Annotated in this window: 19 protein-coding genes; 8 read left to right on the top strand and 11 right to left on the bottom strand. The window is 40.0% G+C overall.

The window, feature by feature from the left end; all coding sequences use genetic code 11:
- The first annotated feature begins 1 nt into the window (after position 1).
- Together RM539_RS00410 and tsaB are read left to right on the top strand one after the other, a co-directional pair.
- Positions 2–1,267, top strand: a complete 1,266-nt coding sequence (locus tag RM539_RS00410; protein WP_311501491.1) for an efflux RND transporter periplasmic adaptor subunit — start codon at positions 2–4, stop codon at positions 1,265–1,267.
- Between the two features lie 11 nt (positions 1,268–1,278).
- A complete protein-coding gene (gene tsaB, locus RM539_RS00405) occupies positions 1,279–1,935 on the top strand; it encodes a tRNA (adenosine(37)-N6)-threonylcarbamoyltransferase complex dimerization subunit type 1 TsaB (protein WP_311501490.1) in 657 nt (218 codons plus the stop codon).
- An 11-nt stretch (positions 1,936–1,946) separates the two neighbouring features.
- Here tsaB and RM539_RS00400 read toward each other — a convergent pair whose 3' ends face one another.
- Together RM539_RS00400 and RM539_RS00395 are read right to left on the bottom strand one after the other, a co-directional pair.
- Positions 1,947–2,819: a mechanosensitive ion channel family protein gene (locus RM539_RS00400; protein WP_311501489.1), complete on the bottom strand. Its 873-nt coding sequence runs from the start codon at positions 2,817–2,819 to the stop codon at positions 1,947–1,949.
- 71 nt (positions 2,820–2,890) lie between these two features.
- Positions 2,891–4,978, bottom strand: coding sequence for a thioredoxin domain-containing protein (locus tag RM539_RS00395; RefSeq protein WP_311501488.1), 2,088 nt, complete (start codon positions 4,976–4,978; stop codon positions 2,891–2,893).
- A 325-nt stretch (positions 4,979–5,303) separates the two neighbouring features.
- On the opposite strand from RM539_RS00395, the gene RM539_RS00390 reads away from it, so the two are divergent.
- Positions 5,304–7,568 carry an inorganic phosphate transporter gene (locus RM539_RS00390; RefSeq protein WP_311501487.1) on the top strand — a complete coding sequence of 755 codons (2,265 nt, stop codon included), beginning with the start codon at positions 5,304–5,306 and terminating at the stop codon, positions 7,566–7,568.
- A 32-nt stretch (positions 7,569–7,600) separates the two neighbouring features.
- Here RM539_RS00390 and RM539_RS00385 read toward each other — a convergent pair whose 3' ends face one another.
- Positions 7,601–8,524, bottom strand: a complete 924-nt coding sequence (locus RM539_RS00385; protein ID WP_311501486.1) for a NifU family protein — start codon at positions 8,522–8,524, stop codon at positions 7,601–7,603.
- 154 nt (positions 8,525–8,678) lie between these two features.
- Between RM539_RS00385 and RM539_RS00380 the strand changes: the two genes are divergently transcribed.
- Entirely contained in the window at positions 8,679–9,647 is a 969-nt protein-coding gene (locus RM539_RS00380; RefSeq protein ID WP_311501485.1) for a PorP/SprF family type IX secretion system membrane protein, read from the top strand.
- On the opposite strand, the gene murI is transcribed toward RM539_RS00380, so the two are convergent.
- From murI to RM539_RS00340, 8 genes are all read right to left on the bottom strand, one after another.
- Entirely contained in the window at positions 9,644–10,435 is a 792-nt protein-coding gene (gene murI, locus RM539_RS00375; protein WP_432264605.1) for a glutamate racemase, read from the bottom strand. The genes RM539_RS00380 and murI overlap by 4 nt on opposite strands.
- Positions 10,436–10,499: 64 nt before the next feature.
- Positions 10,500–11,009 carry an OmpH/Skp family outer membrane protein gene (locus RM539_RS00370; protein WP_311501483.1) on the bottom strand — a complete coding sequence of 170 codons (510 nt, stop codon included), beginning with the start codon at positions 11,007–11,009 and terminating at the stop codon, positions 10,500–10,502.
- Positions 11,010–11,044: 35 nt separating this feature from the next.
- The gene (locus RM539_RS00365; protein ID WP_311501482.1) at positions 11,045–11,857 is read right to left on the bottom strand and encodes an OmpH/Skp family outer membrane protein; all 813 of its coding nucleotides are present in this window, start codon (positions 11,855–11,857) and stop codon (positions 11,045–11,047) included.
- Positions 11,858–11,886: 29 nt separating this feature from the next.
- Positions 11,887–14,547: a BamA/OMP85 family outer membrane protein gene (locus RM539_RS00360; protein WP_311501481.1), complete on the bottom strand. Its 2,661-nt coding sequence runs from the start codon at positions 14,545–14,547 to the stop codon at positions 11,887–11,889.
- Positions 14,519–15,259, bottom strand: a complete 741-nt coding sequence (gene uppS, locus RM539_RS00355; protein ID WP_311501480.1) for an undecaprenyl pyrophosphate synthase — start codon at positions 15,257–15,259, stop codon at positions 14,519–14,521. Before uppS ends, RM539_RS00360 begins: the two co-directional genes overlap by 29 nt.
- Complete coding sequence (gene porG, locus RM539_RS00350; RefSeq protein ID WP_311501479.1) at positions 15,260–15,958, bottom strand: type IX secretion system protein PorG; 699 nt, start codon at positions 15,956–15,958, stop codon at positions 15,260–15,262.
- 100 nt (positions 15,959–16,058) lie between these two features.
- Complete coding sequence (locus RM539_RS00345; protein ID WP_311501478.1) at positions 16,059–16,943, bottom strand: NAD kinase; 885 nt, start codon at positions 16,941–16,943, stop codon at positions 16,059–16,061.
- 54 nt (positions 16,944–16,997) lie between these two features.
- Complete coding sequence (locus RM539_RS00340) at positions 16,998–17,654, bottom strand: CBS domain-containing protein (protein ID WP_311501477.1); 657 nt, start codon at positions 17,652–17,654, stop codon at positions 16,998–17,000.
- Between the two features lie 86 nt (positions 17,655–17,740).
- Here RM539_RS00340 and RM539_RS00335 point away from each other — a divergent pair, with 86 nt between their 5' ends.
- The 4 genes from RM539_RS00335 to RM539_RS00320 all read left to right on the top strand — a co-directional run bounded on the left by RM539_RS00335 (position 17,741) and on the right by RM539_RS00320 (position 22,212).
- Positions 17,741–18,454 (top strand): pyridoxine 5'-phosphate synthase, encoded by a 714-nt coding sequence (locus RM539_RS00335; protein WP_311501476.1) that lies wholly within the window; start codon positions 17,741–17,743, stop codon positions 18,452–18,454.
- Between the two features lies 1 nt (position 18,455).
- On the top strand, positions 18,456–19,217 hold the full coding sequence (locus RM539_RS00330; RefSeq protein WP_311501475.1) for an alpha/beta fold hydrolase: 762 nt from the start codon (positions 18,456–18,458) through the stop codon (positions 19,215–19,217).
- Between the two features lie 117 nt (positions 19,218–19,334).
- On the top strand, positions 19,335–20,597 hold the full coding sequence (locus RM539_RS00325) for an OmpP1/FadL family transporter (RefSeq protein WP_311501474.1): 1,263 nt from the start codon (positions 19,335–19,337) through the stop codon (positions 20,595–20,597).
- 10 nt (positions 20,598–20,607) lie between these two features.
- Entirely contained in the window at positions 20,608–22,212 is a 1,605-nt protein-coding gene (locus tag RM539_RS00320; RefSeq protein WP_311501473.1) for an SGNH/GDSL hydrolase family protein, read from the top strand.
- Positions 22,213–22,283 lie beyond the last annotated feature (71 nt).

The raw sequence follows: 22,283 nt of genomic DNA, 5'->3' as shown, positions 1-22,283 counted from the left end.
AATGAAGAAAAAGACACTTTACATAATAATAGGAGTTGTAGTTGCTCTGATAATTTTGCTGGTAGTAGGAAAAAAGGCTGGATGGTTTGGAAAAAGTGGCAATTTTAAACAGGTTGAAATAACCACGGTAGAGCCCATAGATATTACAGAAACAGTATCGGCTACGGGAAAGATTCAACCTGAAGTTGAGGTGAAGCTTTCTTCTGAAGTTTCCGGAGAAATTATAGAATTACCCGTAGTAGAAGGACAAACCGTAGAAAAAGGTGATCTTCTGGTGAGGGTAAATCCTGATATTTATCAATCCAGTGTTCAGAGGGCACAGGCAAGTCTTCAGAATATGAGGGCTAATTATGCCCAAACCCAGGCCAGCTTAAAACAGGCAACGGCTAATTATGAACGAAATAAAAGCCTCTTTGAAAACGGGGTGATTTCAAAAGCAGAATGGGACCAGATTGTTTCCAATTATGAAATGGCTGAAGCCAGCAAGGAGTCAGCTTATTACAATATGCAAAGTGCGGCTGCCACGGTTACCGAAGCTCAGGATAACCTTAGCCGGACCAATATTTATGCGCCTATGAGTGGAACTATTTCCAAACTTGACGCTGAACTTGGTGAAAGGGTAGTGGGGACCCAGCAAATGGCGGGTACCGAGATTTTAAGAGTGGCAGATCTGGCTGAGATGGAGGTGGAAGTTGATGTAAATGAAAATGATATTGTAAAAGTTTCAGTTGGCGATTCTACTATTGTGGAAGTGGATGCTTACCTTGGAAAACAATTTAAAGGTCTGGTAACTGAAATTTCGAATTCAGCTGATTCAGACTTAACTACAGATCAGGTAACAAATTTTAAAGTAAAAGTACGTATTCTTGAAGAATCCTATCAGGATCTTCTGAAGGATAAATCTGAAAATTATAGCCCTTTCAGACCCGGAATGACTGCTACTGTGGATATTATTACTAATAAGAAAGGAAACATTATAGGCGTGCCAATAAGTGCGATTGTGATAAAGTCTGATACTACTGCAAATGGTTCAGGTGCGGCTAATCTTTCTGCTTCTGAAAACAGGTTTGAAGCCGTATTTCTTAAAGAAGGTGATGAAGCCCGCCTGCAGGTAGTGGAAACAGGAATCCAGGATGATACAAGTATCGAAATAACTGAAGGACTACAGGCTGGTGACGTGGTAATAACCGGCCCCTATAATACAGTGAGCAGAAGCCTGAAAGCCGGAGATAAAGTTGAGGTTGAAGGGCAAACTGCCAGCGAATAAAAAAAGATATTTTGGCATTAATACTTTGTTTGGAAACTGCATCTACAAATTGCTCGGTAGCGTTGTCAAAAAATGGTGCAGTATTGGGATTGAAGGAAGATAAGGATAATAATTATTCCCATGCGGAGAAGCTCCACGGTTTTATACAGGAGCTTTTAAAAGAACATGGATTCAAGCCTGAAGATTTGGATGCGGTAGCTATTAGTAAAGGTCCTGGCTCCTATACCGGGTTAAGAATTGGCGTTTCGGCGGCCAAAGGTTTGTGTTTTGCCCTTAATATTCCACTAATTTCCATTCCTACGCTTTCGTCCCTTGCCCTTCAGGTTAAAGTGAATGGCGGCTATATTATTCCTATGCTGGATGCCAGGAGAATGGAAGTTTATTCTGCTGTTTTTGATTCAGGTTATAAGGAAATTCGGGAAACAAGAGCAGAAATTTTGACTGAAGATATTTTTTCACAATATCTGGAAAAAGAAAAGGTACGTTTTATAGGTACCGGTGTACAGAAGTTTAAGGAAATTTGTGAGCATTCTAATGCTGTTTTTACTGAAGCGTTGCCTTCTGCCCGGGAAATGGCTGGTCCTGCTGAGCAAAAATATCAAAAAAGCGACACCGAAGATGTCGCTTATTTTGAACCTTATTACTTAAAGGATTTTATAGCTGGTTAACAACCGTTTTTTTATTTATTTAATGGTTTAGATTCTTTTTCCGCAGTTCCCTTCATCTTTGTCTGATCGTATAAATACACATCCCGCTGTGGATATGGTATAGTCATTCCTGCGGCTTCTAACCTTATTTTACCTTCTTCTATCATATACCAGTGTAAATCCCAAAATACGCTGTTAGGCGCAAAGTATCGTACAAAAAGATTTACTGAATTATCTCCCAGTTCTCCCACAAGTATCTGTGGTGCCGGATCTTCTGATATATCTTTTTGTTCCTTTACAAGATTCTCAAGAACTTCTTTGGCTTTTTTAATGTCATCATCATAAGAGATTCCGAAGGATAAATTTTCTCTCCTGGTATCATTAAAGCTATAGTTAGTGATATTGTCATTACTTAATTCTCCATTTGGGATTACCACACGTTGATTTCCAAACGTATTGATTTTGGTGTAGAACAGTGAAATTTCAATCACACTGCCAGAAACTCCCTGTGCTTCTATCCAGTCCCCAATTTTAAAAGGTTTTAGCATGATAATTAGGACACCCCCGGCAAAATTAGACAGTGAGCCCTGTAAGGCCAGTCCTATAGCCAAACCGGCAGCACCAATGGCAGCCACAAGTGAGGTGGTTTCAATTCCTAACTGTGAAATCACCAATACAAAAAGAAGTATTTTTAACCCCCATTTAATGAGGCTTACGATGAAATTTTCAAGAGCCGGATCGTATTTACGATTATCGGCAATTTTCTTGATGTATTTTATAATGACCCTGATAATCCATAAACCGATGATCAATAATGCAATTGCTGCAATAAGATCGGGTAAAAAATCTATAAATTTCTGAGTGTATTCTTTTGCGTACTTCTCCCAGTCATTAAGTTGCTCCATTGTTGTTGTAGGTTTTTATACAAAATGAATACATTAGACAGAGAAACGGGAATTTTTATTGTTAAAATTTGTTAACTTCGTTTAATGAGGTTGAGAGAATCTTTTACAGAAGTTAAAGGAAGTTCACATTTCCCTTCTGAGCATATATAGATAAGATTTTTACCGGCTTTAAAGCGATCTTTCAGCAATGCTGATTTTCCCGGTTTTTCTGAACCGGTAAGCAAAATATTTGGCAGGTAAAAATTACCAAATTCGCTACTCAAATCCCTTGCCTGCTCACCTGTTATTACCACTTCATAGAATGGATGAGTATAATTCATCATTAAGTCCAGCCAGTTAGAATAGCCGCGGGGATATTTTTTCATTTGATCCTGAACTCCTTTCAGCATATTTTCAGCTGTACTCCTGTATTTTTCTTTTGAAAAATGCCTGTGCAGGATAAAAAGGTTTTTTGCCATGGCAGAGTTCGACGCCGGTATTACATTATCGGTATATTCAATATTCCGCGTTACCAGGGGCCGGTCCTTTTCAGAAGTAAAAAAGAAGAAACCGGTATTTTTATCATAGAAATTTCTAAAGCAATATTCTGCTAATTCATCACAAAGCTGCAACCACTTCTCTTCTGTAGTGATTTCGTAGAGATTTAGAAAAGCTTCAATAGTGAAAGCGTAATCTTCCAGATAGCCGTTAATGCTGCTTTTTCCATTTTTATAAGTATGGAATAATCTGCCATCTTTCGTAAGCTGATTTTCAATAATAAATTGCGCATTATTTACAGCGGCCTCCTGGTAAGCAGGATTTTTAAAAACTTTATAAGCTTCAGCATAGGCTGAAAGCATCAGGGCGTTCCATGATGTAAGGCTTTTATCATCCAGCCCCGGTTTTGCCCTTTTTTGGCGTTCATCATTGAGAATTTTTTGCCAGTCGCCATGCTTTTCCAGGAGTTGTTCTTCAGAAATATTTAAATTTTGTGCTACTTCTTTAGTTTCCATGTTCCGAATGAGAACATATTTATCCTCTTCCCATCTGCCAAAATCATTTATATTATATAATTCGGCAAAAAGTGGAAATTCATCTCCAATTAAAGACTGAAGTTCCTCCTTTGTCCATGCATAATAAGCTCCCTCTTTAGGATGCCCGTTTTCATCCGGACTGTCTGCATCCAGAGCAGAATAAAATGCGCCGGATCTATCGGTAAGTTCTTTTTCAACAAAATGAAGTGTTTGGTGAACCACCACTTCATACCAATCGTAGCCTGTAAGTGCGTAGGCCTGGCTGTAAAGGGTGATTAGCTGGGCATTGTCATACAGCATTTTTTCAAAATGTGGAATATGCCATTTTTCGTCTACCGAATAGCGGGAGAAGCCGCCACCAATATGGTCGTAAATGCCGCCATAGGACATTTTTTTAAGGGATAGTTGCACATAATCCAACAATTCTTGGTCCTCTTGTTGCCAGGCATAACGCATTAAGAACTGCATGCTGTTTGGCATCATAAATTTTGGAGCTCCTTTTGGACCACCATGCTCCAGATCCATATTTTTATGCCAGTTAGCCAAAAGTTCCTGTAAAAACTCCCTATTAAAGTTGGCTGTATCTTCCGGTACTTTTATAAGCTGTAACTGCTGTAGCCCCTCATTAAGTTTTTCTGCATATTCAAAAAGCTGCTCAGGTTTTTCCTTATAGAGCCTGGAAATTTGCAACAGGGCATCCTTCCATTGTTCTTTTCTAAAATAAGTTCCTCCCCACACCGGTCGCCCATCCGGAAGGGCTACAATATTCATTGGCCAGCCACCACTGCCGGTCATTAACTGTACAGCATTCATATAAACCTGGTCAATATCGGGCCTTTCTTCCCGGTCTACTTTTATGTTGACATAGTGGATGTTCATTATCTTAGCTACGCTCTCATCTTCAAAACTTTCATGTTCCATAACATGGCACCAGTGGCAGGCTGAATATCCCACACTTATAAGCAGCAGTTTATTTTCATCTTTAGCTTCAGCAATGCTATCATCATTCCAGGCGTGCCAGTTAACAGGATTATGTGCATGTTGCAGCAGGTAGGGGCTGCTTTCTTCAATAAGTTTATTGGTATATTTAGGTTTTTGAGTTGTCATATTTTCAGGATAAAAAAGCTCCTGTTTTTCAGGGAGCATAATTATTAATTGGGGGTACTTCTTATTTCAGAAGTTAATTTACAATCAGTCTAATCTGAATGATTTTCTCCTTCTGAAATTGTAGAATATTCTTTCCAGATTATGTTTTATATTTCGTGGTTCTTCCCGGCTTTTATCAAATTTTGACCTTGATAGGAACATTGCCGGTACAGATGTAATTTTTTGTCTTCTCGCTTAATAAATAATGGTTTTACAGGAAGTTACAAATTATGATTTTCTTGTTTGTTAAAGTTTTAATAACCTTTGTTGAGGGAAATTTTCTGAAAAAAGGCTGATTTTTGCTGGTTGAAAATAAAGCAGGTATATGGAGGATGTTTACATTGTAATGCTGGTGGCATTACTGGCTCTGGCTATTACAGATTTGGTGGTTGGGGTAAGTAACGATGCGATAAATTTCTTGAATTCGGCTATAGGTTCCAAAGCGGTTTCTATGAGAACAATTCTTATAGTTGCCAGTCTGGGAGTGGCTGTAGGGGCTATTTTTTCCAGCGGATTAATGGAAGTGGCACGGAAAGGAATTTTTCTTCCGGGGCAATTTTATTTCGAAGAGATAATGATCATCTTTATGGCAGTAATGATTACCGATGTCTTGCTGCTGGATTTCTTTAATTCCCTGGGCCTTCCCACTTCTACCACCGTTTCTATAGTATTTGAACTTTTAGGTGCCGCCGTGTGTGTAGCGGCTATAAAAATTTATGCAGGTAGCGGAAATTTTGGAGAGCTTACAACTTACATCAATACCTCCAAGGCAACTGAAATTATCCTCGGGATCTTCCTTGCCGTATTTATAGCCTTTATTGTAGGGGCAGTGGTGCAATATATTTCCAGGTTTATTTTTTCTTTTCAATATGAGAAGAAGATCAAATATGCAGGAGCAGCGTTTGGAGGAGTTTCCCTCACCGCTATCCTGTTCTTTATCCTTATAAAAGGACTTAAAAGTGTCTCTTTTATTTCTGATGAAACGCTGGTGTTTATAAATGAAAACACTTTATTTATTATTCTTGGTGGGCTAGTACTTTTTACCTTATTGTCTCAATTACTAATGAGTGTCTTTAAGCTGAATATCCTACGGATTATCATTGTAATAGGAACTTTTGCTCTGGCACTTGCATTCGCAGGGAATGACCTTGTAAACTTTATTGGAGTTCCCATTGCGGCCTGGCAATCTTTTGAAATCTGGCAGGCAATGTACCAGGCTTCTGGTACATTGCCTTCAGAATTATTAATGACAGGTCTTTCCGGAGAAGTGGCAACACCTTCGTTTTTGCTTGTTATTGCGGGGGGCGTAATGGTGGCTACTATCTGGTTTTCCGGGAAGGCCCGGGCCGTAGTGGATACAGGAATTAACCTGTCCCGGCAGGGAGATGGGGTGGAAAGGTTTGAGCCCAATTTTCTTTCCAGGAGTATAGTGAGATATTCAGTTATTATGGGAAATGCCTTTTCCATCATCTTACCGGCTCCTATTAAAAACAGAATTGATACAAAGTTTGACAAACCGGTTAACCACAGCCGAAGCAAAAGGATTGACGCCCCGGCTTTTGATATGGTACGCGCCTCGGTGAACCTCGTGGTGGCAAGTGTACTTATTTCTATAGGTACCAGCCTTAAATTGCCTTTATCTACTACATATGTAACTTTTATGGTGGCAATGGGAACATCATTGTCAGACAGGGCGTGGGACAGGGAAAGCGCGGTTTACCGGGTTGCCGGTGTGCTTAACGTTATAGGAGGTTGGTTTGTGACCGCACTGGTGGCATTTTCTGCAGCGGCAATATTTGCGGCCATTATTTACTATGGCGGCACCATAGCCCTGGCACTGCTGATTATTATAGCGGCGATTTTGGTAGTGAGAAGCACAGTTCTTTATTCCAGGAAATCCCGGGAAGAAAAAAATAAAAAGCGGTTTAACAGGGCCGATATTATTACCATTAATGAAATAACCGCGGAAACTTCAGAAAATATTTCCAGCGTAATTAGCGGAGTGAATAAAATGTTTACCAAAACTGTAGATAACCTGGGGTATCATGATTTGAGTAAACTCAAAAAGAACAATAAGTCTATAAAGAAGCTGGAAGACGAAATAGATGAATTAAAAGGAAACATATTTTACTTTATTAAATCCCTTGATGAAGACTCGGTTGAAGCCAGTAAGTTCTATATACTTATTCTGGACTATCTTCAGGATATGGTGCAGTCTATTAGCTTTATTACCCGAAATAGCTACAACCATGTCCATAACAATCATAAGAACCTGAAGTTTAACCAGGTCAGGGACCTTAAAAAGGTAGATGAAAGAATGCAGGTGCTATTTGATGATATTGAAGAAACCTTTAATAATCATGAATTTGGGGAGATAGATCGTATTCTTTCTGAAAAACAGGAATTGCTGGATTATGTTTCCGAATTAATCCAGAAGCAAATCAATCGTATCAGGACTTCAGAAACAAGTCCTAAAAATACAAAACTATACTTTGGGCTCCTGCTGGAAACCAAGGACCTTATTGGTTCTACAATGAGTTTACTTCAGCTCTTTCAGGAGTTTTATGCTGAAGCAAAAAGCACTATTTAAATCTCCTGGAAAAGCTGTAAAGTCATTTAGGATTATCCGTTAATGGCTTCCACTGTTTGAACTTTATCTCTTAGCATGTCCCTCAGCATGGTTTCTATGCCATTTTTAAGGGTCATGGTAGAAGAAGGGCAGCCACTACAGGCTCCCTGCAAAATTACTTTTACCGTTTTATGATTGGGATCATAGGAATCGAATAAGATATTGCCGCCGTCACTTGCTACTGCCGGCTTAATGTATTCTTCCAGAATGGCTATTATCTCCCGGGATGTACTGTCAAGGTTTCCTACATCTACTTTTGTTTCTGCTGCTATTTGCTCTTCTTCCTGTTTCTTTGCTGCTACTTTAACAGCTTCGGCAGATATCACCTCGTTGCCTTCCTGAAGAAAAGTTGTTATGAATTCCCTTAGTTCCATTGCCACGTTGTCCCATTCAGCGATGTCATATTTATTGATTGAAACATAATTCTCATCAATAAAAATCTCTTTCACAAATGGAAAATGAAATAACTTTTGTGCCAGGGGAGCATCCTTTGCTTCATCAATATTTTTAAATTCCGCAGCATTTATTACCAGTTTCTTATTGGCAACAAACTTCATTACAGCAGGATTGGGAGTGGTTTCCGCATAAACTGTCACTGGGATATTTTTGGGTTCTTGTTCTTTTGTTCTGATAACCTCGCCGCCTGAATTGAGATAATCGTTAATTTGCTGTGCCACTTCCTCCTCTACGTCCGGCCAGTCTACAATATCATATTTTTCCAGGGCTATGAAATTTTGTGCGATATAAACCGTTTTTACAAAAGGCAGATAAAACATTTGCTGAGCCAGAGGAGAAGCGGCAGCTTCGTCTATGTTTTTAAATTCGTAGCTTTCGTGGCGTGTCAGGAATTTATTGGCTTCAAATTTTATGATAGCCGGTTTGTTGGTATGCTGAATATTTATATTGAAGTTGCTCATAACTAAATTTTTGGCAAAAATACTAAAGAAAAGTCACCTAATCTATATATTTACATTACATATGGGGGCCAATAACATTTCAGGCGCAGGGCCGCCTGCATTTTTTTCTTTTCTAAATTTTAAGCGGTACGTCGTACAATGCTTTCTTCTGTTAATGTTGATTATTTTTGTACTCCCGGCCAAAGCCCAGGAAGTTATTCCGGTTTATTCCGATTATTTAACCGATAATTTATATTTATTGCACCCTTCTATGGCGGGTGCTGCCAATACTAACCAAATAAGGCTTACTGCACGGCAGCAATGGTTTGACGTGGAAGATGCACCAAACTTACAAACGCTGAGTGTGAACGGGAGAGTTGGTAACAAAGTTGGCTTGGGAGGGATACTTTTTAATGATTCCAATGGAAATTATTCCAGGAGCGGAGCCTATGCCACCTTTGCTTATCACCTTATGTTTTCCCGAAATGCCGTGAATCTTAATCAGTTATCCTTTGGCATTAGCGCCGGATTAATTCAGCACAGGCTTGATGTAAGCAATTTTAACGAGTATGATCCTATAATTGGTGGCAATGAATCTGATTTTTATGCAAATATGGATCTGGGGGTTTCTTACTATCTGATGAATTTTTATGCGCACCTTAGCGCTAAAAATATTCTTTCGGTAAACCGGGAACTTTTTTATTCAGATGCAGTACCCGGCAATCAGCGGAAATATCTTTTTTCTACAGGATATGTTTTTGAAGATGTAGGGCCTGGTTTGAGCCTGGAGCCATCTGTGCTGTTCCAGTTAAGGGAAGAAACTGCTGAAAAAAGTATCGATATCAATTTAAAAGCCTATAAGGAAGTTGATTTTGGACAGGTTTGGGGTGGAATTTCTTATAGGAACACTTTTGAAGGTGCAGAATATACCACCACCGGTAATGAAATAAAAAGCCAGACCTTGCGATACATCACACCTTTTGTAGGGGTTAATTATAAACGTTTCCTCGTAGGATACACCTTTAGCTATCAGCTTAATTCGCTGGTGCTGAGTAATAGCGGATTTCATCAAATTACATTGGGGTATAACTTTGGTAAAAATCGTGAGCCTTACGATTGTAAATGCCCGGCGGTAAATAATTAAAAATCGAGATAGGAAACTTTATAGTTATTGGTTTCTGAACCAGTAAGTTCTGCCATTACTGCAGGGTTTTTATTGCTGAAAAACTCCGGAATAGGATAATTGCTGAGCCTGCTTATTAGCATTTTCTTTTCAAGAATAGCTTTTGTTTGCCTTGCGACTGCCTCTCCCGAATCGATAATATGAACATTGGGTGGAAGTATTTTTTTTAAAACAGGAATCAGGTACGGGTAATGGCTGCAGCCCAAAACGAGATAATCAATTCGCTTCAGCAGCATTGGTTTTAGAAGTCGTTTCAGCAATTCTTCAGTTTCCGGAGAGTCTTTTCTTCCGCTTTCTATCAGTTCCACCAGTCCGTTTCCTTCTACTTCAATAACTTCAATGTTATGAGTATATAGTTCCGAAGTTTTTGAAAATAGTGCGCTGCTTAATGTTCCTTTAGTGGCAAGTATCCCAATAGTCCTGGTTTGGGATTTTAGGGCAGCGGGCTTTATTGCAGGTTCTATACCTATAAAAGGTACTTCATAAGTAGATCGTAAATCCAGAATAGCATTGGTAGTGGCTGTATTGCAGGCCACCACAATTAATTTGCAGCCCATGGAAAGTAGGCTTTCGGTATTTTTATAACAAAGACGACGAATTTCCTCCACAGTTTTTTCTCCATACGGGGCATTCCTGCTGTCTGCAAGATAAATAGTTCTTTCATGGGGGAGGAGATGGTGAATTTCTTTCCATATAGAAGTCCCGCCCACTCCTGAATCAAAAATGCCTATAGGATGAGAACTCATAATAGCAAAAATAAAAACTGCGCGGGATAGCGCGCAGTTTTTGATTATAAATATTTAGACGAGAATCTTAAATTCCCAGATCTTTCTTTACATCCGGCATAAGGTCGTATCCATCAGCAAGAATAACTCCTGTTCCGGTAGTGGAATCCAGAACATAATCGTAACCCTGGTCTCTGGCTACTCTTTGAATTGCCTGGCGCGCTTTTTCAATGATTGGAGCAATTAAATCATTTTGTTTCTTTTGTAGTTCCTGTCTCGCTTTCTGGCTATGCTCCTGGATTCTCCTTTGTGTCATTTGCATTTCCTGAGAACGCTTCTGGTTTTCTTCATCGGTCACTGTTTCTACTTCAGACTGGTAGCGTTGCATGGTTTTTTGAGCTTCAGTCAACATATCGTTAATTTCGGCATCGTAGGTTTTTTCCAGCTTTTCAAGCTGTGTCATAGCATCATTATATGCCGGCATGGTTTCTACCAGGTCCTGTGTGGCGATATGGGCAACTTTGGTTTGAGCGTTTGTAAAAGCAGTAGCTCCCAGTGTTAATGCTAAAGCTATAAAAAGTCTTCTGAATTGTTTCATTGTTAATAGTTATTAATTGTTAAAGAATTTATGGTTTAATTATCGTTTATACTATCTTTTTGCTGTCTTATAGCTCTAATAGAATCTATACGGCGCTGGCGCTCTTCAATTATCCTTGCCCGACGCGCTTCCAGTTCCTTTTGTTTAGCGATTTTTATAGAATCCCGCTGTCTTTGTCTCTCCGCTATAAGTGCTTCCCGTTCATTTCTTTTTTCCTGTACTTCCTGCTGCTCTTCGGCAATTTTCTCATCCTGCTCAACTGTTCTTCCTTCTTCCTCTTCCAGTGCTTCCCGTTCTTCGGGGGATTCAATTTGCCTTCTGTTGGCAGCACGGTTTATGCTTCTTAGAACCTGGTCACTAATGTCATATTCCTTATCGGCATAAATCATCCCATTGTTAGCAGTACGGTCAAACACCATATCCAGATTCCTGTTTTCGGAAATTTCCTGTACCGCAGTAAAAACCTGATCCTGAATAGGTCTTATGAGCTGTTTTTTCTGAATCATGTAATCCCCATTGGGGCCAAATCTTTTTTGCTGATAATCCAGCGCCTGTTCTTCCTGATAATTAATTTCTTCTTCCCGTTCCTGAATTAGTTCTTTGGTAAGAAGAGCACGCTCATTATCAAGCTGAGCTTTCATTCCGTCAATCTGTCGCTTTTTTTCTTCAACTTCTTTTCTCCATTCCTGTACTTTTGCGTCTAATTGTGAAGACGCCTGCTGGTACTGTGGAACGTTTTGCAGAATATATTCCATATCTACATAACCTACACGGAAAGATTTTTGTGCAGTAGCACTCCATCCTAAAATCGCGGTTAGAAATGTAAAAATTATTATTCTACCTTTCATAATTCGAATATAGAAAATACCGTGCCAAATTAAAACTGCTGGTTAAGGATAAAGTGGGTTTCCCATCCATTAGGCCCGGGTTGCCCAACAATAGGATCAAATCCGTATCCAAAATCTATTCCCAGTAATCCAAACATCGGCATAAAAATTCTTATTCCTGCCCCGGCAGATCTGTTAAGCTGGAAAGGGTTAAAATCCCTGAAATTATCATAGGAAGCACCACCTTCCATAAAAGTAAGCGCGTAAATAGAAGCCGATTGTTTAAGAGTAATTGGAAATCTTAACTCCAATGAATATTTGTTGTAGATAGTTGCCCCGTCATCAGTAGCTCCAGAAGTCCTGTCAAGTGGTACTACAGACTGCTTTGGATATCCTCTTAACTGGATGGTCTCCCTACCATCAAGGCTGTAAGCTCCAAGACCGTCACCTCCAAGGTAAAAACGTTCAAAAGGAGGAACACCCCGATCATTGTTGTAAGCTCCAAGGAAACCGTATTCGGCGTTTGTTCGTAGGACAAGGTTTTTGCTTGCTCCAAAATTGGCTAAAGTAGTATACCAGGTTCCGTTGAATTTGATTTTATAAAATTCCAGCCACTTGAATTTTTCCTGGTCAACCTTACTCCGGTCCGGAACAGCATTCTCAGGGCTCACCCTGGCTCCTTCATTATTGATTAGGTTTCCGTTTTCGTCTTCCAGCTGAAATTCCCTCTGCTCACCTAAATTAGCATAATCTACGCCATTCCACAAGGAGTATGGGGGAGTAAGTTTAGCGGTAAGGCGAAATTGTGATCCTCCTACAGGAAATACCGGGTTGGTGTAGGTGTTATCCCTTGTTAAGCCAAACGTGTAGGTAAGGTTATTTGAATATCCGTCTCCAAAGGAGAAGAGGCCGGTGTTGTAGTTATTAAGGTCATATCTTTGGAAACCTACCGAGTGGGAAACGGTCATATACCTGTCCGGCACACTCAGGCGTTTTGCCAGTCCCACACTTACCCCCAGAATGTCAAAGCTTCGGCTCCTGTCTGCTTCCCGGTTCACGTAATCAAAAAGGAATTGTCTTGTATAACTAAAGGAAGTAGAAAAACTTACCGGTTTTACCCCGCCCAGCCACGGTTCACGAAACGAAAGACTGTAGGTTTGGTAGTAAGTACTGGCCTGCGCACGTAAAGAGAGACTTTGCCCGTCTCCCATAGGCACTGGCCGGTAAGATTCCTTATCAAAAATCCCGCTTAAAGAGAAATTGTTAAAAGACAGGCCTAGGGTACCAATAAAACCTCCGCCTCCGTAACCTCCCTGGAGTTCTATCTGGCTTGCCCCGGATTCCACTACGGAATACTCAAGGTCTAATGTTCCCGTATTCGGGTTGGGGTCTATAAACTGAGGTTCCAGTTGCTCGGCATCAAAAAAACCAAGTTGTCCCAACTCCCTTATGGTGGCAATCACATTGGCCTTGCTGTATTTTTGTCCCGGTTTGGTTAAAAGTTCGCGATAGATTACATGGTCTTTTGTTCTGTCGTTTCCTGTAACCCGTATTTCATTAAAAAAGGCTTCTTTACCTTCAGTAATCCTGATTTCAAAATCTATGGTGTCGTTCTCAACATTGGTTTCCACAAGATTGATATTGGAAAACAGATAACCGTTGTTCTGATAAAGATTAGTCAAATCCTGGGCATCAGGTTTAGTGTTGTCCATAATCCTTTTATCGAGAAGTACACCATTATATACATCTCCGGTTTGGATTCCGAAAACCCTGGACAACTGGTCGTCTGTATATACACTATTTCCTATAAATTCAATATCACCTATGTAGTAGCGGTCTCCTTCTTCAACTTTTAACTGCAGGGCTATATCTTTATCACCTTGTCTAATAAGTGTATCGGAAACAATTCTGGCATCCCTGAAACCGCTTTCTTTGTAATTATTTATTAATGAAACTTTATCTTCCTGGTAATCTTCACGTACAAATTTTGATCTTTTCCAGAACCGGAAGAAATTCTTTTTCTTGGTATTCTTCATGCTGCGCCTTAGTTTGGCGTCTGAAAATTTTTCGTTTCCAATGAACTCAATATCGTCAATTTTTACTCTTTCTCCACGGTCTACATTAACCACCATATTTACTCTGTTGGCATTGGCAGTATCCTGTACCGGAATGGTATTAATGGCTACTTTGGTGTTAAAATAACCATCTTTCTTATACTTGTTTTCTATATAGTTTTTGGTGGTGGTAATTAGGTTTTCGGTTACCTTGGTGCCGGCGGTAAGTTCATTTTCCTCGAGCAGTTCTTCTTTCTTTCTTTTCTTTCTGATTCCCTGGATACGGGCCTCGGCCAGTTGGGGTACTTCCTGTATTTCAAGTTCAAGATCGGCAACATTGCCTTCAACATTGGTAATGTAAAAATTGATGTCGCTGAAACTACCTATATCCCACAGTTTTTGTACAATTTTGCTTAAACGCTGTCCCGGGATGTAAATTTCCTCACCTTTTCTCAATCCCGTATAGGCAATTACAGTTTGCTCATTAAAAGTGGTATTTCCGGTAACTTTAATATCACCTATAATATATTTTTCTCCGTTGGCAAGAGGTAAATCCTGAGCTTGTGTAGATGAACTCAATATAAATATGAATGCGAAAAGAGCCAGGACTCTTTTAAATGTGAATGCATTAACCAAGTTGCTCACTAGTTTTTCCAAATCTTCGTTCTCTGTTTTGATAATTGTAAATGGCTTCAAAAAGGTTTTCTTTTCTAAAATCCGGCCATAAAATATTTGTAAAATACAATTCGGCGTAGGCAATTTGCCATAGCAGAAAGTTGCTTATACGCTGTTCTCCACTTGTTCTTATTAGCAGATCCACGTCTGGTAAATCACTGGTGTAAAGATGCTCATTAATAACTGATTCATCAATGGCATCAGCAGATAATTCGTTGTTTTTAACTTTATTGCAAATTCTTTTGATACAATTGCCTAATTCCTCACGGGATCCATAGCTTAACGCGAGGGTAAGCACCATCCTTTTATTGGAGGCTGTTTTTTCAATGACTTCTTTCAATTCCTTCCTTGCTTTTTTTGGAAGGGTTTCTAAGTTACCAATCGCATTTAGCCGGATATTATTGTCCTGCAGGGTTTTAATTTCCTTTCGAAGGGAGGAAACCAACAGCTTCATTAAGGTGTCAACTTCTAATTTAGGGCGGTTCCAGTTCTCGGTAGAAAAAGCATATAAGGTGAGATTCTGCACTTCAATTTCGGCGCAGCCTTCTACCACATCCCTTACCGCTGTAGTGCCTTCTTCATGCCCCATAGCTCTCAGAAAACCTTTTTTTTTGGCCCAACGGCCATTCCCGTCCATAATCACAGCGATGTGCCTGGGCAATTTCTCAAGGTTTATTTCGTCTCTGTAGGCCATTTATAAATTGCAATAACAAGGTTTTCTACCAAAGTTAAAAGTAAGGCTCACACCTGTGAATACATACCAATCTGTAGTATTCCTGTTTCCAAATTCTATGGAGGGAGCTCTTCTCCCCAGCAATTCTTCCGGCCAGCTTCCATCTAAATTATCTGTAAAGGTGAAGCGACCGCCAATTTCCAGAGCTCCCACTATATGCTTGGTAATTGTCTCTTTATAACCAAAAACTATTGGAATGGCAAACTCCCAGTTTGAACTTTCATTTATCAGGTTGCCCGCCCTTCCATTTTGCAGGTAAACGTGATCTGCCCTAAAATAGGTTAGGCCGGTATAGAGATAGGGAGAACTCTGTGGTGTGTCTTCGTGCAAATCGAAATTAAAGAAATTAAACTCTACTCCCAAAGATGCTTCGGCAATAGTATTTTCAAAAGAATAACCTCTGGCTTGTCTTCTGGGTTCATTGGAGCTGGCATCATCTGCCGCTATTTCAGCATATAGCAGGGATAGCCTGAAAGCATGTCTCGGACTCCTGTTCCATTTAAATAATGCTCCTCCCACCAACCTGTTAGGGTTGATATAGTTGGTTTTTCCTACATCTCCTATGTAATTGCTGCCACCAATAAACGGACCAAGCTCAAAAGTTTGGGAGTAAGAAGTGGCGGCAATAACCATAAATACAAGAGCAAGTAGATGCTTCATAGGTTTTTAAAAGTTTGCAAATATAACAATTATGTTTGCTCCACAATAATCTGAGCATTTTTGTACATAGTCATTAACAGAATTTGGAACCTTTTATTGCTTAATTGCGCTTATCTTCTCCCCAAAGTAACTTTTTGCGAAGGGTTTTCAGGAAGCTGTCTCCATGTAATTCAACTATTTTGACAGCGTAGGGAGCCTTTTCAATTGTAATTTCGGTTTCATTGGGCAATGTGGCTATCCGGGAATCCATAGAGACAAGATAAGTTTTTTCCCTTCCGGAAACCTTCATTTTAATTTTGGTATTATCCTTAATCACTAAAGGGCGGGCATTCAGGTTATGTGGGGCAATAGGCGTAATAATCAGGGAATTTACATCTGGAGTTATAACCGGACCGCCACAGCTTAAAGAGTAGCCTGTGGAGCCGGTAGGGGTGGAAATAATTACTCCATCTGCCCAGTAGGAGCTGAGATACTGGTCATCCAGCCAGGTATCTACCGTGATCATTGAAGTGGTGTTTTTGCGGCTTACCGCTATTTCATTAAGAGCCGCAGGCCCAAAAACCTTGTCATGATTTTCAGGATTGGTAGAAATCTGCAACAGGCTTCTTTCAGTAATGCTATATTCTTTTTTTAGGATACTGTGGATGGTTGCCTCAATTTCCTCTTTTTGAATAGTGGCAAGAAAGCCAAGCCTTCCGGTATTTATGCCGAGAATAGGAATGTCCAGATCCCGGATATAATTAATCGATTTTAAAATAGTTCCGTCTCCGCCAATACAGAAAAACAAATCGTAAGAATTATCAAGTTCTTCAAAAGTGCGAAAATGGCTGTATTCTTTATTTATGGTTTCATTTTTATTAATGAGATCAAGAAAATGTTCTTCTATAATTACTTCAACATTCTCCCTGTCCAGTAATTCCAGAAGTTGAGAAATATATTTTCCCGCATTGGCATGATAAAACTGACCATAAATTCCTATTTTCATCTTCACGGTTTTTTGCTGTTTACTTTTGTTTTAACTGAAAAAGAATTAGAGAAATTAAATATTCAGATATTTATCAAGATATTTAGACCTGTCCTTCAAATTCCTTTGGAAGGTGTCCTCCTGGTGTTCAGACACAATATTATATCCATAGCGCCTGAAGGCCTGAATGATTGTATTCATACCCACAGGGCTGGTTTTAACGGTAATCTCAGCCACATCATTTTCAATTTTAGAAATAAAGGCACCTAAAATGTGGCCATTGTTAGATTCCACAATCTGGCTTATCTCGCTAAATGAATAATCTTTAAAGCCTTTGGCAACAACAAGAATATTTCCTGCTTCATTTAAAAAAGGAGTTTCATTAAAAAGATTGATGATATCATTAATTTCCAGATATCCGCAATACTTATTTTCCTCGTCTAAAACAGGAAGCAAATTAGTGTCATTTTGAGCAAAAGATTCAAGGATGTCCAGCCAGTAAGCTGTTTCCCGTACAAAAAATCCCTCCAGGGAATATTGATAGTCTTCCAGGGATTTTCCTGCATCAAAACAACGAATATCATTTTCTGAAATACAACCAATGTAAATTCCGTCTTTTTCAACGGGCAGGTGGGTGTAGGTGAGGTTATTAAAAAGGTCCTGGGTGGTTCCTATATTATCTGACAGATCCAGGATGGCAATGTCATTCAAAATATTTTCTTCCATACTCATAAGCGCTCCTTTTTCTGCAAATTAATCAAAATAATGTTCAATAAGGCAGGAGCAACTTCGTATTTTTGTTACTAAAAGCAAGAAATATGACCAAGTTAAGCGTAAATATAAATAAGATTGCCACACTCCGCAATGCACGTGGCGGCAATATTCCAGATGTGCTGCAAATGGCCCGGGATATTGAATCTTTTGGGGCTGAGGGGATCACTGTGCATCCGCGGCCAGATGAAAGGCATATTACTTATCAGGATGTGCTGGACCTTAGCCCTGTGCTATCTACTGAATTTAATATAGAAGGAAATCCCATTACAAAATTTGTGAATCTTGTCCTGCAGGTGCGTCCTGCCCAGGTAACTTTGGTTCCTGACGATGAAGATGCTATTACCTCCAATGCAGGTTGGGACACTGTAAAATACAAAGGTTTTTTGAAAGAGGTGATTTCAGGATTCAAGCAGAACAATATTCGCTGTTCTATTTTTGTAGATCCTAATCCCGAAATGGTAAAAGCTGCAGTAGAAACCGGAACAGACAGAATAGAATTATATACTGAAGCCTATGCGGCAGCTTATGCCAAAGGAGATAAAGACGCTGTAAAATCTTATGCGGAATGTGCGGGAATTGCACACGATCTCGGAATGGAAGTAAATGCCGGCCACGACCTTTCTTTGGAAAATGTGGGGTATTTTAAAAAGCAGCTGCCTTATCTGGAAGAAGTTTCCATTGGCCATGCCCTTATTTCGGAAGCACTGTACCTGGGAATGGAAAAAACAATTCAGAAATATTTAAAATTGCTGAAATAAAATGAAATTACATTCAACAATTATAGGAGAAGGAACCCCGTTTATAATCTTACATGGTTTTCTGGGAATGAGTGATAACTGGAAAACGCTGGGTAACCAGTTTGCTGAAGAAGGTTATCAGGTTCATTTGGTTGATCAACGTAATCATGGGAAAAGTCCGCATAGCGATGATTTTAATTATAATCTTCTTGCTGAAGATATAGTAGAATATTGCCAGGAGAAGAATCTTAAAGATATTTATCTTATGGGTCATTCTATGGGCGGGAAAACAGCAATGTTAACCGCGGGGCTGCATCCTGAACTGGTTAAGAAGCTAATTATTGTGGATATTGCTCCAAAATATTATGCGCCGCACCATGAAGATATCCTGGCCGGCCTTACTGCTTTGGATGAAGCAAAGCTTACATCACGAGGGGAAGCTGAAGATTTCCTGAAAGAATTTGTTCCTGATACCGGAACGAGGCTCTTTTTGCTCAAAAATCTTTACTGGAAAACCAAGGATAAACTGGCACTTAAACTAAATCTGGACTCACTTAAAAATAATGTTGAAGATATAGGAGCGGCTCTTCCTGCTCAATATGTTTTTGATAAACCTGCACTTTTTATAAAGGGTGAGAAATCGGGGTATATTAAAGAAGAAGATTGGGCGGGAATAGAAGAACAGTTTTCACAAGCTGAGCTGGTAACCATTCCCGGAGCGGGCCATTGGGTACATGCAGAGAAAAGAAAGGAATTTTATAAAACAGTAATACAATTTGTATAAGTGTTAAATTTATTATGTATGCATAATAAATATTAGGTATTTGTTGCCTGATATTTATTTTCTTTTACTTTTGATAACTATATTCTAAAGTATATAAAATTTAACCCTGTTTAAATTATGAAAAAAATATTCTTACTCGCACTTTGCGTGTTAGCCTCTGCCGCAATCCATGCCGGGGGGTATCGGGTTAGCCTTCAGGGGCAGCGCTCATTGGCTATGGGTCACACCGGAGTGGCATTGGTGAATAATGCAGAGTTGGCCTTTTTTAATCCGGCGGGACTGGTATACCTTGAAAACAAGATTAATGTAGCAGTTGGTGCAAGCGCCGTATTTTCTGAAGTGACATGGCAAAATGAAGAATTCGGGCAAATGGCGAATACTGACAGTCCTGTGGGTACTCCTTTTTATGCTTACTTTTCGTATAAAGCTAATGATTGGCTTACTTTGGGTTTAAGTGCATATACCCCATACGGAAGTGCTGTGGAGTGGCCGGAAGATTGGGCGGGTTCGCATCTTATTAATAATATAGACCTGCAGGCAATTTATATTCAACCCCTGGCATCTGTAAAAATATCAGAAAAGATAAGCATTGGGGGAGGCCCCATTTTCGTTACCGGTTCAGTTAATTTTAACAGGAATCTCACCAGGACTTTGAGCAATATTGAAGGGGATCGTGCCAATATAACCGTGGATGCTTCAGGAGTTAATGCCTGGGGCTGGTCTTTAGGAGGGATGTACAGCCCTACCGAAAACATCAGGTTCGGAATCAATTATCGTTCAGAAGTAATTCTGGAAGCGGAAAGTGGTGAGGCCAATTTTGAGAATATTCCAAATTCTCCTCAAACTCCTTTCGAGGATACCCAATTTGATGCTGCTTTACCTATGCCTGCAGAGTTAACTGTAGGGGCATCTTATCACTTCCTTGATAAATGGACTATAGCTTTTGATTACAACCATAGTTACTGGGGAGTATATGAATCTCTGGATATAGATTTTGCAAATCCAAATATCCCTGATTCCTACAATCGGCGTGAATATAAAGATGCTTCCATATACAGGTTTGGACTCCAATATTATATGGATAAAACCTTTACCCTGCGGGCCGGCTACTATTTTGATGAATCCCCCGTGCAATCGGGCTATTTTGCTCCGGAAACTCCGCGAAATGATTCCAACAATTTTACAGGTGGATTATCTATAAATATTAACGACAGGTTTGCTATAGATGCTTCGTTTCTTTACAGCAGGTTTAAAGAGGTAGAAGAGTCTTATGATTTTTATGCTGAGGGGGAAGGGGAAAATAGTGTAGCGGTTCCTTTTGGAGGAACTTATAAATCTTCTGCTTTTGTGCCGGGATTGGGATTAACTATCAAAATTTAATTTGAGTGCAATGAGAAATTGTTTTAAATATATCGCGGTTCTTACTTTAGGAATGGTTGCCTGTGAGCCGGAACTGGAAAATCCTATCGATGAACAGGATTATTATGGTACGGGTGAGGCTGATTTTTCTAATTATGTTGCCCTTGGAAATTCATTAACTGCAGGTTATGCTGATGGGGCCTTATATCTTTCCGGCCAAAGAAACTCCTATCCTAATATTTTGGCGCAGCAGTTTGCAGTGGTGCAGGATATTAATGAATTTCGTCAACCGCTTGTGAATGATAATGCCGGCGGGTTACTGGCAATCGGCGAGCCAATACCTGGATTTGGTAACCGACTGGTTTTGGCTTTTGATGAAGAAGGAGAACCAAGTCCGCAGGTTTACACCGGTGCCCGGGCAACTACCGAAGTCTCTAATGTACTGGAGGGGTCTTTCAATAATATGGGGGTTCCCGGTGCCAAAAGTTTTCATCTGTTGAATGCCGGTTACGGCAGCTTAACAGGACTTGCTAATATGCCGGCTACGGCAAACCCATATTTTGTAAGGTTTGCTTCTTCGCCTCAGGCAACGGTGTTGGAAGATGCCCTGGCCCAGGATCCCAGTTTTTTCACATTGTGGATAGGAAATAACGATGTGTTAGGATATGCCACTTCAGGAGGAACAGGAGTTAATCAAACCGGCTCAGGTGTTTCCCCTGCTGCTTATGGTATGAATGATATTACAGATCCTATGGTTTTTACCGGGGCTTATATCCAAATGGTGGAGGCACTTGCGGGAAATGTTTCCGGCGGAGTGCTTTTAAATATCCCGGATGTGACCACAGTACCTTATTTTACAACAGTACCCTATGCGCCTTTAAGTCCGGAAGATCCTGATTTTGGGCCTCAGATTCCGACTCTGAATACTACTTTTTCCGGATTAAACCAGGCTTTTCAGTTTTTACAGGTTCCGGAACGTATGATTAATTTTTCGGAAACTGCCGCCAGCCCCGTGATGATTAAAGATGAATCTTTGCCTGATTTGTCTCAACAGATTACAAAGGTGCTAACTGAATCTGGAGCTGTAGACGCTGCAACTGCTGCGCTTTATGGATTACAGTTTGGCCAGGTAAGACAGGCGACTGCTGAAGATCTACTGGTGCTTACCAGCTCTGGTATTATAGGGAATGTAAATCAGCAAAGGCTTCAAGAGCTCATGAATTTTGGTTTGGATCAGGAGACTGCAGCAAGATTATCGGTTAATGGGGTTACTTATCCGTTGCAGGATCAATATGTGCTAATTCCTGAAGAACAGCAGGAGGTTGAAGCAGCCACTGCTGCATATAATGAAGCAATTGCAAATGCTGCCAGCCAGTTTGATCTCGGTTTGGTGGATGTAAACGCTTTACTTACTCAGCTGGCTAACGATGGAATTCCGTTTGACGCGGGAATAATAAATGCCGATTTTGTGACCGGTGGGGCTTTTTCCCTAGATGGGATTCATTTAACTCCCCGTGGTTATGCAGTAATAGCCAACAATATAATAGAAGAAATTAACGCTACCTATAGTTCGGAAGTTCCAAAAGTAAACCCGGGTAATTATGCCACGGTAACATTGAGCCAGGACGTTGAATAATATTAAATTTCACCCAAAGTTTAGACGCCGGATTTTCATCCGGTGTTTTTTTTGCAATTTTGCAGCATAAT

The organism is Autumnicola musiva, assembly GCF_031846585.1.
GTDB lineage: Bacteria > Bacteroidota > Bacteroidia > Flavobacteriales > Flavobacteriaceae > Autumnicola > Autumnicola musiva.
This window is presented reverse-complemented; position numbering and strand designations above follow the sequence as displayed.

Excerpts from the sequence above, each read along its gene's own strand:
- RM539_RS00380 (WP_311501485.1), top strand. The coding sequence starts at position 8,679 with ATGTTGATTATTTTTGTACTCCCGGCCAAAGCCCAGGAAGTTATTCCG.
- RM539_RS00410 (WP_311501491.1), top strand. The coding sequence starts at position 2 with ATGAAGAAAAAGACACTTTACATAATAATAGGAGTTGTAGTTGCTCTG.
- RM539_RS00390 (WP_311501487.1), top strand. The coding sequence starts at position 5,304 with ATGGAGGATGTTTACATTGTAATGCTGGTGGCATTACTGGCTCTGGCT.
- RM539_RS00385 (WP_311501486.1), bottom strand. The coding sequence starts at position 8,524 with ATGAGCAACTTCAATATAAATATTCAGCATACCAACAAACCGGCTATC.
- porG (WP_311501479.1), bottom strand. The coding sequence starts at position 15,958 with ATGAAGCATCTACTTGCTCTTGTATTTATGGTTATTGCCGCCACTTCT.
- RM539_RS00400 (WP_311501489.1), bottom strand. The coding sequence starts at position 2,819 with ATGGAGCAACTTAATGACTGGGAGAAGTACGCAAAAGAATACACTCAG.
- RM539_RS00395 (WP_311501488.1), bottom strand. The coding sequence starts at position 4,978 with ATGCTCCCTGAAAAACAGGAGCTTTTTTATCCTGAAAATATGACAACT.
- RM539_RS00325 (WP_311501474.1), top strand. The coding sequence starts at position 19,335 with ATGAAAAAAATATTCTTACTCGCACTTTGCGTGTTAGCCTCTGCCGCA.
- RM539_RS00335 (WP_311501476.1), top strand. The coding sequence starts at position 17,741 with ATGACCAAGTTAAGCGTAAATATAAATAAGATTGCCACACTCCGCAAT.
- RM539_RS00345 (WP_311501478.1), bottom strand. The coding sequence starts at position 16,943 with ATGAAAATAGGAATTTATGGTCAGTTTTATCATGCCAATGCGGGAAAA.
- RM539_RS00340 (WP_311501477.1), bottom strand. The coding sequence starts at position 17,654 with ATGAGTATGGAAGAAAATATTTTGAATGACATTGCCATCCTGGATCTG.
- uppS (WP_311501480.1), bottom strand. The coding sequence starts at position 15,259 with ATGGCCTACAGAGACGAAATAAACCTTGAGAAATTGCCCAGGCACATC.
- RM539_RS00320 (WP_311501473.1), top strand. The coding sequence starts at position 20,608 with ATGAGAAATTGTTTTAAATATATCGCGGTTCTTACTTTAGGAATGGTT.
- RM539_RS00330 (WP_311501475.1), top strand. The coding sequence starts at position 18,456 with ATGAAATTACATTCAACAATTATAGGAGAAGGAACCCCGTTTATAATC.
- RM539_RS00365 (WP_311501482.1), bottom strand. The coding sequence starts at position 11,857 with ATGAAAGGTAGAATAATAATTTTTACATTTCTAACCGCGATTTTAGGA.
- RM539_RS00370 (WP_311501483.1), bottom strand. The coding sequence starts at position 11,009 with ATGAAACAATTCAGAAGACTTTTTATAGCTTTAGCATTAACACTGGGA.